At 69.9% G+C, this 12,205-nt stretch carries 7 protein-coding genes; all 7 read right to left on the reverse strand.

All coding sequences use genetic code 11. The annotated features are described in order from the left end of the window. Positions 1 to 292: 292 nt before the first annotated feature. Positions 293 to 2,722, reverse strand: coding sequence for a membrane-bound PQQ-dependent dehydrogenase, glucose/quinate/shikimate family (locus GGR64_RS20185; RefSeq protein WP_184648071.1), 2,430 nt, complete (start codon positions 2,720 to 2,722; stop codon positions 293 to 295). Positions 2,723 to 3,079: 357 nt separating this feature from the next. Further along, on the reverse strand, positions 3,080 to 5,896 hold the full coding sequence (gene gyrA / locus GGR64_RS20190; RefSeq protein WP_184447776.1) for a DNA gyrase subunit A: 2,817 nt from the start codon (positions 5,894 to 5,896) through the stop codon (positions 3,080 to 3,082). A gap of 212 nt (positions 5,897 to 6,108) precedes the next feature. Next, positions 6,109 to 7,173, reverse strand: coding sequence for an S-methyl-5-thioribose-1-phosphate isomerase (gene mtnA, locus GGR64_RS20195; RefSeq protein ID WP_184648072.1), 1,065 nt, complete (start codon positions 7,171 to 7,173; stop codon positions 6,109 to 6,111). 66 nt (positions 7,174 to 7,239) lie between these two features. Next, positions 7,240 to 7,884, reverse strand: coding sequence for a DUF3011 domain-containing protein (locus GGR64_RS20200; RefSeq protein ID WP_160967957.1), 645 nt, complete (start codon positions 7,882 to 7,884; stop codon positions 7,240 to 7,242). Positions 7,885 to 8,083: 199 nt separating this feature from the next. Further along, entirely contained in the window at positions 8,084 to 9,034 is a 951-nt protein-coding gene (gene epmA / locus GGR64_RS20205) for an EF-P lysine aminoacylase EpmA (protein WP_184648074.1), read from the reverse strand. Next, positions 9,034 to 9,519 carry a GNAT family N-acetyltransferase gene (locus GGR64_RS20210; protein ID WP_184648075.1) on the reverse strand — a complete coding sequence of 162 codons (486 nt, stop codon included), beginning with the start codon at positions 9,517 to 9,519 and terminating at the stop codon, positions 9,034 to 9,036. The genes epmA and GGR64_RS20210 overlap by 1 nt, the downstream gene beginning before the upstream one ends. Further along, positions 9,516 to 12,032, reverse strand: a complete 2,517-nt coding sequence (ligA, locus tag GGR64_RS20215; RefSeq protein WP_184648077.1) for an NAD-dependent DNA ligase LigA — start codon at positions 12,030 to 12,032, stop codon at positions 9,516 to 9,518. Before ligA ends, GGR64_RS20210 begins: the two co-directional genes overlap by 4 nt. Positions 12,033 to 12,205 lie beyond the last annotated feature (173 nt).

The following is a 12,205-nucleotide window of genomic DNA, read 5'->3' on the forward strand; positions in this document are numbered from 1 at the left end:
TGGACTTCCCACACCTCCTCCGATGATCAGTCGGAAGACATGACGCCTGTTTAAGGGCGCCAGGTCCAGATACAAGGAGCGGCTTCAGCCGCGACAGGCTTTCCTAGGAGAACCTGTCGCGGCTGAAGCCGCTCCTACCTGCAGGTTGCGAATCGCACATGCCTCGCGCGGACGAATCGCGACGCAACGCTGCTCGCTGCGCGGCATGCTGGGCGTCCGAATACGCCCGCCCCGCGTCCGCCACGTCCCTCCGCTGCGAAGCCGCATCGCGACCTCGCAGCGACGGCGAGCATCACGACGCTGCCGGCAGCGCGTAGGCGATCACGTAGTCGCCGCGCTTGGTCTCCATGAAGTGATGGCCGGCGGCGACGATGACCAGGTACTCGCGGCCGTCGACCGCGTACACCATCGGCGTGGCTTGGCCGCCGGCCGGCAGCTTGGCCTGCCACAGCGTCTTGCCGCTGGCCAGGTCGATCGCGCGGATCATGTCGTCGGTGGCCGCGGCAATGAAGATCAGGCCGCTGGCGCTGACCACGGCACCGCCGTTGTTGGGCGTGCCGATCTCGATCGGCAAGCCGGAGTGGATGCCGAACGGGCCATTGCCCCGCGCACTGCCGAACGGTCGGTCCCACAGGGTCTTGCCGCTGGCCAGGTCGATCGCGCGGATGCCACCGTAGGGCGGCTGCTTGCACAGCAGCCCGGTGAACGGCAGGCGCCAGCCGGCGTTGACGTTGATCGCATACGGCGTGCCCGCCTGCGGATCGCCTGCGCCCTCCGCGCCGCCGCTGTCGCCGCGCACCTGGTCGCGCGGCGCCCAGCCCAGCTTGTCGGCCTTGGCCCGCGGGACCAGGCGGTTGTAGTTGGGCATGTCGTTGTAGTTGGCGACGATCACCCCGCGCTGCGGATCCACAGCGACACTGCCCCAGTCCGAACCGCCGTTGTAGCCTGGATACTCGATCGAATGCCGATCGGCTTCCGGCGGCGTGTAGATGCCCTTGTAGCTGGCGCTGCGGAACTGGATGCGGCACACCAGCTGATCGATCGGGGTCATGCCCCACATGTCGCGCTCGGTCAGGTCGCGCTTGCGCAGCGAGTGGTACAGCGAGAACGGCTGGGTCTTGGCGCGGCGCTGCGGCTCTACGCCGCCGCCCGGGACCGGACGTTCCTCGACCCCGACCAGCGGTTTGCCGGTGCGCCGGTCGAGCACGTACAGCTCGCCCTGCTTGCTCGGCAGCAGCACCGCCGGCACGGTCGTGCCGTCGTGCGGGAAATCCAGCAGGGTCGGTTGCGAGCCCAGGTCGTAGTCCCACACGTCGATGTGGGTGGTCTGGAAATTCCACACCGGCTTGCCGGTAGTGACGTCCAACGCGACCAGCGAGGTCGCGTAGCGATCCTCCTGCGGGGTCCGCGAACTGCTCCAGTAGTCGGCCGATGAGTTGCCCATCGGCAGGTACACGTAGCCGAGCTGTTCGTCGCCGGCGGCGCTGGTCCACATGTTCGGGGTGCCGCGGGTCCAGGTCTGCCCCGGCGGTGGCGCGCCGGTCCAGTCCGGATGGGTCATGTCCCAGGCCCAGCGCAGCGCGCCGGTCACCGCGTCGAAGCCCTGGATCACGCCGGAGGGTTCGTAGCGCTTCTGTCCGTCCAGCACCTGGTGGCCGGTGACGACCACGCCGCGCACGATGGTCGGCGGCGAATTGATCGAGACATAGCCGGGCGGCGTGGAGCCCATGCCGACGGTGATGTCGACCTGGCCATGCTGGCCGAAGTCCTCGCACGGCTTGCCGTCGGCGGCATCGACGGCGATCAGGCGCCCGTCCAGGGTGCCTTCGATGATGCGATGGCGGCACGCGGTCGATGTCGAGGCCTCGGCGTCGGGCACCGCGTAGTAGCTGACGCCGCGGCAGGCGGCGGTGTACGGGATCGCCTTGTCGGCCACCTTGGGATCGTAGCGCCAGCGTTCGCGGCCGCTGCGCGCATCCAGCGCGATCAGCTGGTTGCGTGCGCTGCACAGGTACAGGCTGTCGCCGATCTTCAGCGGCGTGGTCTCCGCACCCCAGCGCTTGTCCGGCAGGTCGCCGGTGCGGAAGGTCCAGGCGGTGCGCAGTTGCGCCACGTTGCCGGGCGTGATCTGGTGCAGCGGCGTATAGCGACTGCCGGCGTTGTCGCGGCCGTAGGCGGCCCAGTCGGCATCGGCGGGCGCATCGGCCGGCTGTACGCCGGCACGCGGGGTCCTGAGCGCCGCGGCCATGCCGGCCGCATGCGCCAATGCGCCATCGGCCTCGGTCACCCCGTACGGCAGGAACGCCAGCGCGAACGCGCCGACGAACACCAGCGCCAGCACGGCGGCGAGCGTGCGCGACAGCGTGTGCGAGAACGGCCGCTCCAGCCGCGGCAGCAGCAGCGCCAGCAGCAAGGCCAGGAATACCATCAGGCCCATGCGCGGCACCCAGCGCCAGTAATCGGCGCCCGATTCCCATGCCGCCCACAGCAGCGACAGCAGGAAGGTCGCGGCGAACCACAACGCGCCATTGCGCCGCGCGCGCCACAGCTGCACGCCGGAGATCGCCAGGCCGAGGCCAGCGACCAAGTAGTACCAGGAACCGCCCAGCGCCAGCAGCCAAGCGCCACCGGCGGCCAGCACCACGCCGATCAGCGTGCAGGCACCGCCGAGCAGGCGCAGCGGCCAGCCGCCACGACGCTGCGTTTGTTCGAATGCATTCATTGCCACTCCTTCCAGGACACGGCCACGCGGAACATCCGCCGTGGCAGCGGCGCATGTGCGCCGCGCATCCTTATCCCAAGCAGCCAGTGAACGTGATGCGTTTCTCGACGACACACACTGACACGCAACGTTGCGGTCTTCGTGACCCCGCGACGACCTGGGCGTCACGCGGCATGTGCCGTCGAAGGCGACCACTGCCTGCCGGCATGGGCGCATTCGGTGTCGTAGCGGACGCACAGGCGGCGGTCATGGCGTCGCTTGCATGGACTCGCAGCACGTCGCCCGCCTCTTGCTGACCGCCCCCCCGAAACGACGACGCCGGCGCGAGGCCGGCGTCGTCGTTCGCTCAGGCGCGGATCACTCCTGCGGCGGTGCCGCCTCGCCAGCGCCTTCGGCGACGCCGTCCTCTCCCGGCAGCACGTCTTCCTCGACCAGCGAGCCATCCAGGCGTTCGACCGCCTGCAGCTTCTCGCCCTTGGACAGGCGGATCAGGGTCACGCCCTGGGTGTTGCGGCCGACGCGGGAGATTTCCGAAGCGCGGGTCCGCACCAGCGTGCCGCCGTCGGAGATCAGCAGCACTTCGTCGCGGGTGCTCAGCAGCACCGCGCCGACCAGCTTGCCGTTGCGCTCGCTGGTCTGGATGCCGATCACGCCCTGGGTGCCACGGCCCTTGCGCGGATACTCGACCAGCGGGGTGCGCTTGCCGTAGCCGTTCTCGGTCGCGGTGAGGATGTAGGCATCGGCCTCGTCGCCATTGCGCGCCTCGGCATCGACCTCGGTGTCCGCCGCGGCGTCGACATCCTCGGCATCCTCGTCCTGGCCCACGGCCGGCTCGGCCACGATCAGGCTGACCACGTACTCGCTCTTGGCCAGGCGAATGCCGCGCACGCCGCGGCTGCTGCGCCCGGTCGGCTTGACGCCGCCGCGGCTCTTGCGCCGCGCGCCACGGGTCTCGTCGCCCTCCTCGCCCGCCGCCTCGTCGTCGGCCACGGCGACCTCGTCGGCACCGGCCTCGTCGATGACCGCATCATCGGCCTCGTCGTCCTTGGGCCGCTCGGAGAAACGCACGGTCTTGCCGTTGGAGGCGAACAGCAGCACGTCGCGCTCGCCGTCGGTGAGCGCCACGCCGACCAGCGCGTCGCCCTCGTCCAGGTTGATCGCGATCTTGCCGATCTTGCGCTGGAACGCGAACTCGCTCAGCGGGGTCTTCTTGACCATGCCATTGCGGGTGGCGAAGAACACGTAGCGGCCTTCGGCATACTCGCGCACCGGCAACACCGCCTGCACGCGCTCGCCGTTCTCCAGCGGAATCCAGTTGACGATCGGACGGCCGCGCGCGTTCGGCCCGGCTTCGGGCAACTGGTGCACCGGCAGCCAGAACACCTTGCCGCTGCTGGTGAAGGTCAGCAGCGTGTCATGGGTGTTGACCAGCCACAGCTGGTCGATGAAATCCTCTTCCTTGGTCGCCGCCGCGCTGCGGCCGCGGCCGCCGCGACGCTGCGCGCGGTAGGCGCTGACCGGCTGGCGCTTGGCGTAGCCGGCATGCGACAGGGTCACCACCACGTCTTCCGGCGCGATCAGGTCGAGGATGTCCAGATCCTCCTCGCTGTGGCGGATCTCGGTACGGCGCGCATCGCCGTATTCCTCGCGGATGTTGACCAGTTCCTCGCGGATCACCTGCAACAGCACGTCCGGGTTTTCCAGGATGCGGATCAGCCCCGCGATCGCCTCCAGCAGTTGCTTGTATTCCTCGGTCAGGCGCTCCTGCTCCAGGCCGGTCAGGCGGTGCAGGCGCATTTCCAGGATCTGCGTGGCCTGCACCTCGGTCAACTGGTAGCCGCCGTTGACCAGGCCGACACCGCTGGGCAGGTCTTCCGGACGCGAGGCCTCGGCGCCGGCCGCGCCGAGCAGCGCGCCGACCAGGCCCGGTTGCCAGGTCTTGGCCAGCATGCGCTCGCGCGCCTCGTTGGGATTCGCCGAGGTCTTGATCAGCTCGATCATCTCGTCGATGTTGGCGAGCGCGACGGTCAGGCCTTCCAGGATGTGCGCGCGGGCGCGCGCCTTGCGCAGTTCGAAGATGGTGCGGCGGGTGACCACTTCGCGGCGGTGACGGACGAACGCCTCCAGCATCTGCTTGAGGTTCATCAACTGCGGGCGGCCGTCGACCAGCGCCACCATGTTGATGCCGAACACCGACTCCATCTGGGTCTGCTGGTACAGGTTGTTCAGCACCACGTCGGCGGCTTCGCCGCGCTTGACCTCGATGTAGATGCGCATGCCGTCCTTGTCGGACTCGTCGCGCAGCTCGCTGATGCCTTCGAGCTTCTTTTCCTTGACCAGCTCGGCGATCTTCTCGATCAGCCGCGCCTTGTTGACCTGGTACGGGATCTCGGTGACCACGATCGCTTCGCGGCCGTTGTCCTGGATCTCGATCTCGGCCTTGGCACGCATGCGCACGCGGCCGCGGCCGGTGCGGTAGCCGGCGACGATGCCGGTGGTGCCGTTGATGATGCCGGCGGTCGGGAAATCCGGACCGGGGATGTGTTCCATCAACCCGTCGACGTCGATCTGCGGATTGTCGATCAGTGCCAGGCAGGCGTTGATCGACTCGGTCAGGTTGTGCGGCGGGATGTTGGTGGCCATGCCCACCGCGATGCCGGCCGAGCCGTTGACCAGCAGGCTCGGGAAGCGCGTCGGCATCACCGACGGTTCCTGTTCCTTCTCGTCGTAGTTGGGCTGGAAATCGACGGTTTCCTTGTCGATGTCGGCCATCATCTCGTGCGCGAGCCGCGACATGCGCGCCTCGGTGTAACGCATCGCCGCAGCGGAGTCGCCGTCGACCGAACCGAAGTTACCCTGCCCGTCCACCATCAGGTAGCGCAGCGAGAACGGCTGCGCCATGCGCACCAGGGTGTCGTACACCGACTGGTCGCCGTGCGGGTGGTACTTACCGATGACGTCGCCGACGATACGCGCCGACTTGTAGTAGGGCTTGTTGCTGTGCGCGCCCAGCTCGTTCATCGCGAACAACACGCGGCGATGCACCGGCTTGAGGCCGTCGCGCGCATCCGGGAGGGCACGCCCCACGATCACGCTCATGGCGTAATCGAGGTAGCTCTTGCGCATCTCGTCTTCCAGGTTGACCTGGATGATTTCCTTGGCGGATTCTGCCATTCGGGTTCCGTAAGTCTGGTGGCGGATCGACCACGACGCCGGCCCGCGACAGGCAGGCCCGCCGCGGCCGCACGCCTAGGGCGCACGGCGGTCGATCGAACCGCCGGATTCTAGCATGACGGGCGCCCGATTGCCCGGTTTTTGCCGGCCCGAACAAGCACTTGCGCGCCATCGGCCGCGTTTGCCGGGGCGCTGTGGCGCTGCTTCCGACGTCAGCCGCCGAAGGCCGCGCGCATGCGTGCCGGGTCCGGCTGCTCGATCACCCCGCGCTCGGTGACGATGGCATCGATCAGCGCGGCCGGTGTCACGTCGAACACCGGGTTCCACGCGGCGATGCCGTCGGCCACGGTGCGGGTGCCGCCCACGCCGAACAGTTCGCCCGGATCGCGCTGCTCGATCTCGATCTGCGCGCCGTCGGCGGTGTCCATGTCCACGGTGGACGACGGCGCCACCACCATGAACTTGACGCCATGGTGGCGCGCGGCGATCGCCAGCTGGTAGGTGCCGATCTTGTTGGCGGTGTCGCCGTTGGCGCAGATGCGGTCGGCGCCGACGATCACCCACTGCACCGCCCCGGTCTTCATCAGGTGCGAGGCCGCCGAATCGGCGATCAGGGTCGCGTCGATGCCGTCTTGCTGCAGTTCCCACACGGTCAACCGCGCGCCTTGCAGCCAAGGCCGGGTCTCGCCGGCGAACACCTTGGCGATGCGCTGCTGGGCGACGCCGGCGCGGATCACGCCCAGTGCGGTGCCGAAGCCGGCAGTGGCCAGCGAGCCGGTGTTGCAATGAGTCAGCACGCCGCTGCCGGCGGCGATCAGGCCGGCGCCGAGCGCGCCCATGTGCCGGTTGGCGGCCAGATCCTCTTCGGCGATCGCCTGCGCTTCGCGCTCCAGCACCGAGTGCCAGTCGCTGCCGGCTGCGCCCAGCACGCTGCGCATGCGCGCCAGCGCCCAGGCCAGGTTGACCGCGGTCGGCCGCGCGGCATTGAGCCGCTGCAGGGCCGGCTCCAGCTTCAGCAGCGCCTCGGCACCGTTCTCGGCGTGCACCTCGCGCGCCGCCAGCACCGTGCCCCAGCCGGCGGCGATGCCGATCGCGGGCGCGCCGCGCACGGCCAGGGCGTGGATCGCCGCGGCCACTTGGTCGCTGTCGCTGCAGCGCACGTGTTCCACCGCGAACGGCAGCTTGCGCTGGTCCAGCAGTTCCAGCGCATCGCCGGTCCACAGGATCGGGCGGATATGGTCGTAGCGGGCGTAATCGATATCGAGGGCGGCGTTCATCGCGCCATTGTAAACGCCGGCGATTGCGGATTGAGGACCGAGCGCGGCGCCGCAGCGCCAGCGCGATCAATTGACGCTGAACTCGGCGCGGCAGCCCTTGTCGACCCAGATGCCGTCGCGGTCCCAGCCCCAGCTGTCGTCCTGCACGCAGGCGGCGCCGGACAGTTGCCGACGCAGTTCGACACGGTCCTGCACGCTGACCCCGCAGCGGCGCCGCGCCTTGCCCTTGGATTCGCACAGCACCGGCCGCGGACCGGCGGGGAAGCCGGAGCCGTCGGCGGCGCCGATCTCGAACTCGCCGCGACAGCCGCGCGCGACCCAGATCTCGTTGCGGCGCACGCCCCAGCTGCGCTCCTCGCGACACGGCACCGACGACAGCTGCCGCATCAGGCGCACCGGCGCCCCACGCAGCATCACCGGGCAGCTCTCCAGGCGCCCGTCGGACTCGCAACGCAACACGCGGCGCATGGCGCTACGCGGCGTCTCCCCAGGATTTGGACGGAATTCGGCGCGGCAGCCCAGGGTCACCCACACGCCGGTGGCGTCGGAACCCCACTCGCTGCCGCGGATGCAGTCGTTGTCGGACAGTTGTCGCACCAGTTGCACGCCCTGCTCGGTGGGCATCGGGCAATGCACCCAGGTCATGTCGCGCGATTCGCAGCGCACCACCGCGGCGTCGTACGCATCGGCGTTCTGCGCCGGCGACGGCATCGGCCACACGCTTGCCGCCAATCCCAGCCAACACCAGCCACCGAGCCCGTACGCCCACTTCATGCTTGGCTCTGCCCCTATGCCTAGAACCTGAACAACGAAGACCTGCTGGCGCGCCGTGAGCGCATGCCGTGCCCGATCAAACCATCATCGATGTGGACAGCGCAACAACGTATCGAAGCCGTTCATGAAGACCGGTTCAGGCATGCGCGAAATCGTAGGCGAGCACGTCGCCGATCTGCGCGGTGCCGCGCATCGCCATCAGCAGCCGGTCCACGCCGACCGCCACGCCGGCGCAATCGGGCAACGCCGGCAGCGCCTGCAACAGGCGTTCGTCCAGCGGCGGCAGCACCGCACCGCGCGCCTGGCGCAGCGCATGGTCGCGCAGGAAGCGCCGGCGCTGCTCGCCGGCATCGTTGAGCTCGTGGTAACCGTTGGCCAGCTCGTAGCCGCCCAGGTACAGCTCGAAGCGCTCGGCCACCGGCGGATCGCCGTCGCGGATGCGCGCCAGCGCGCACTGGCTGGCCGGCCAGTCGTGAACCACGGTGAGGCGATCGGCCGGGAACGCCGGCTGCAGGCGGTGGGTCATCAGCAGGTCCAGCCAGTCGTCGCGGCCAAGGCCGTCGGCGTCGATGCGGATATCGCGCAATGGCTGCTGCAACGCCTCCAGGGGCGCAGTGAACGGATCCAGCTCCAGCCCCTGCAGGAACAGGTCGCGGTAGCTGAGCACCTGCAGCGTGGCGCTGCGCCCGACCAGGGCCAGCGCCGTGCGCACCAGCTCCACGGTTTCGTCGATCAGCTGCCGGTGATCCCAGCCCACCCGGTACCACTCGAGCATGGTGAACTCGGGATTGTGGCGGCCGCCGGCCTCGCCGTTGCGGAACACCCGCCCCAGTTCGTAGCAGTCGCCGATGCCGGCGGCGAGCAGCCGCTTCAGCGGGTACTCGGGCGAGGTGCGCAGCCAGCGCAACGCCTGACCGGCATCGACGTGGCCGCTGAAGCGGGTCTGGAAGCTGTCGATGTTCGGCTCGGTGTTGCCGGCAGCCGACAGCATCGGCGTCTCCACTTCCAGCACGCCGCGCGCGGCGAAGAAGCCGCGGATGGCGGCATTGAGCAGGGCGCGCAACTGCAGCGCGGACAGCAGGTCCATCAGTGCGCCGTGTCGAGCCGGCGGCTCAGTTGGTCGCGCGCGTCGTCGCGGTAGCCCAGGCCCAGGTACAGGCGCTTGGCGGCGGCGTTGTGGTGGTTGACCTCCATCCGCAGCACGTCCGCGCCCAGCGCGCGGGCCCGCGCCTCGACCAGCGCCACCGCGCGCCGACCCCAGCCGCGGCCGCGCGCGTCCGGGCCCAGGTACAACTCGTCGAGCAGCAGATAGCGCCCGCCCAGTTCGACGCTGAAACAAGCGGTGATCAGCGCATAGCCGACCACCGTGCCGTCCGGCGCCAGCCACAGCAGCGCCTCGCCCAGCGCCGGCTGCGTGAGCAGCGCCTGCAGGCCGCGCGTCACCCGCTCTGTATCGAAGGCGATGCCGTCCTCGGCGTAGAACGCCTGCAGCATCGCCAGCAAGGCCGGCTGGTCGGCCACGTCGGCGGTGCGCCAGCGCAGTTCCTCCTGCGCCATGCCGAGCGCACTCATGCGCCCTGCCCCGGCGATTGCAGGAACGCCAGCAGCTGCGCCTCGTCCCACACCGCCACGCCCAGTTCCTGCGCCTTGTCGAGCTTGGAGCCGGCGGCCTCGCCGGCGACCACGAACGCGGTCTTCTTCGACACGCTGCCGGCGACCTTGGCGCCCAGCGCCTCCAGTTGCGCCTTGGCCTCGTCGCGGGTCAGCGCGGTCAACGTGCCGGTCAGCACCACGGTCTGCCCGTCCAGTGGGCCGGCGCGGCGTTGCGTCTGTGCCGGTGCGGCGTCGAGCAGGCGCTGCATCGCCGCCTCGGCCTCCAGCAAGGCCTGCTTCTGCGCCGGGTCGGCCAGGTACGCGGCCAGGTTGGCGGCGCCGGCCGTGGACAGGCCGGCCCCGGTCCAGCCGCTTTCGTTGGCGCGCAACAGGGCATCCAGGGTGCCGTAGGTGGCGGCCAGCCGCTGCGCGCTCTTGCCGCCGAGCTTGTCCACCGGCAGCGTGCCGAGCAGGTGCGCCAGGTCCAGGCGCTCGCGCAGTTCCGCCGGCGGCTTGCCCTCGTCGGAGAAGCCGATGCCTGCCGCGATCAAGGCATCGACCACCGCGGCGTTGCCGGGCTGCTCGAAGAACGTCGCGATCGAGCGCGCCACCTCGCCGCCGATGTCCGGCAGCGCCTGCAGCAGTACCGCCGGGGTGCTGCGCACGAACGCCAGCGAGCCCAGCCAGTAGGCCAGCGCCTTGGCCGTGGTCTCGCCCAGGTGCGGAATGCCCAGCGCGAACAGGAAGCGCGGCAGGGTCGTGGCGCGGCTGGCATGGATGCCGGCGACCAGGTTCTCCGCCCACTTGGTCGCCAGCTTGCCGCCCAGCTCCACCGCCAGGTGCGCGCGCAGGAAGTCGGCGCGCCGCCACGGCGTGGCCTCGTCCTCCAGCGCAGCGCGGCCGGCCGCGTCCAGCCCCAGCGCGCCCTTGCTGTCCTCGACCGCCTGCAGCAGGTCGGCGGCAGTGGCCGCGTCCAGCGCGGCCTTCATCCGCACCAAGTCCTCCACGCTCAAGGCGTACAGGTCGGCCAGCGACTGCACGAAGCCGAACTCGACCAGGGCGTCGGCCTGGCGCTCGCCCAGGCCTTCGATGTCCAGCGCGCGGCGCGAGGCGAAGTGCCGCAAGGCTTCCTTGCGCTGCGCGGCGCAGGCCAGGCCGCCGCTGCAGCGCCAGGCCACCGCGTCCTCTTCCTTGACCAGTTCCGAGCCGCACACCGGGCACGCTGCCGGCATCGTCCACGGCACGGTGCCAGGCGGACGCCGCTCCTCGATCACCCGCACCACTTCCGGGATCACGTCGCCGGCGCGGCGCACGATCACCGTATCGCCCTCGCGCACGTCCAGCCGCGCGATCTGGTCGGCGTTGTGCAAGGTCGCGTTGGTGACGGTGACGCCGGCGACCTGCACCGGCTCCAGCCGCGCCACCGGGGTGACCGCACCGGTGCGGCCGATCTGCACCTCGATCGCGCGCAGCACGGTGGATTGTTCCTGCGCCGGGAACTTGTGCGCCAGCGCCCAGCGCGGTGCGCGCGAGACGAAGCCCATCGCCTGTTGCTGGTCGTAGTCGTCGAGCTTGTAGACCACGCCGTCGATGTCGTACGGCAGGCTGTCGCGGGCGGCGCCGATGCGGCGGAAATAGGCGATCAGGCCATCGAAGCCGGTGGCGGTGTCCGCCTCCGGCGCGACCGGGAAGCCGTAGTCGCGCAGCAGTTGCAGCGTCTGCGAATGGGTTTCGGGCAGCTCCAGGCCACGCACCTCGCCCACCGAGTAGGCGAAGAACGCCAGCGGCCGGCGTCGGGTGACCGCCGGATCGAGCTGACGCAGCGACCCCGCCGCGCCATTGCGCGGATTGGCCAACAGCTTCTCGTTGCGCTCCAGCGCCTGCGCATTCCACGCGGCGAACGCGGCGCGCGGCATGTAGATCTCGCCGCGCACCTCCAGCACCGCCGGCGGCGGCGTGCCGAGGTCGCGCAACTTCAGCGGTACCGAGCGCACCTGGCGCAGGTTGGCGGTGACGTCCTCGCCGGTGCTGCCGTCGCCGCGGGTGGCACCCTGCACGAACACGCCATCCTCGTAGCGCAGGCTGATCGCCAGGCCGTCGAGCTTCGGCTCGACCGAGAACACCGGCGCGGCCAGCTCCAGTTCGCGCTCGATGCGGCGCTCGAAATCGGCGACTTCGGCGAAGCGCGTGCGGTCGTCGGCGTCCTCGGCCACGCCCGGGGTTTCGAAGGCATTGGCCAACGACAGCATCGGGATCGCGTGGCGCACCTCCGGGAAGCCACCGTCCGGCCGCGCACCGACCTTGCGTGTCGGCGAGTCCGCGCTGGCCAGCTCAGGGTGCGCGGCTTCCAGCGCTTCCAGCTCGCGCATCAGCGCGTCGTACTCGGCATCGGGGATCGCGGCGTCGTCGAGCACGTAGTAGCGGTGGTTGGCGTCGTCGATGCGCTGGCGCAACTCGGCGGCACGCTGCTGGGGATCGGGAGTTGCGGTCATGCGCAGCGGGAATGCGGGTAACGGAGAGGGGGCGATAGTAGCTTGAAGGCTGGGATTGGGGATTGGGGATTCGCGGAAGCAAGCTCTAGATTGCGAGCGTTCGTGGCGTTCGCACCCTCATCCGCCCCTGCGGGGCACCTTCTCCCGAGGGAGAAGGGAGAAGGGAGAAGGGA

Source organism: Xanthomonas sp. 3307, from assembly GCF_014199735.1.
GTDB classification, from domain to species: domain Bacteria; phylum Pseudomonadota; class Gammaproteobacteria; order Xanthomonadales; family Xanthomonadaceae; genus Xanthomonas_A; species Xanthomonas_A rydalmerensis.

Excerpts from the sequence above, each read along its gene's own strand:
- ligA (WP_184648077.1), bottom strand. The coding sequence starts at position 12,032 with ATGACCGCAACTCCCGATCCCCAGCAGCGTGCCGCCGAGTTGCGCCAG.
- mtnA (WP_184648072.1), bottom strand. The coding sequence starts at position 7,173 with ATGAACGCCGCCCTCGATATCGATTACGCCCGCTACGACCATATCCGC.
- GGR64_RS20210 (WP_184648075.1), bottom strand. The coding sequence starts at position 9,519 with ATGAGTGCGCTCGGCATGGCGCAGGAGGAACTGCGCTGGCGCACCGCC.
- gyrA (WP_184447776.1), bottom strand. The coding sequence starts at position 5,896 with ATGGCAGAATCCGCCAAGGAAATCATCCAGGTCAACCTGGAAGACGAG.
- GGR64_RS20200 (WP_160967957.1), bottom strand. The coding sequence starts at position 7,884 with ATGCCGTCGCCGGCGCAGAACGCCGATGCGTACGACGCCGCGGTGGTG.
- GGR64_RS20185 (WP_184648071.1), bottom strand. The coding sequence starts at position 2,722 with ATGAATGCATTCGAACAAACGCAGCGTCGTGGCGGCTGGCCGCTGCGC.
- epmA (WP_184648074.1), bottom strand. The coding sequence starts at position 9,034 with ATGGACCTGCTGTCCGCGCTGCAGTTGCGCGCCCTGCTCAATGCCGCC.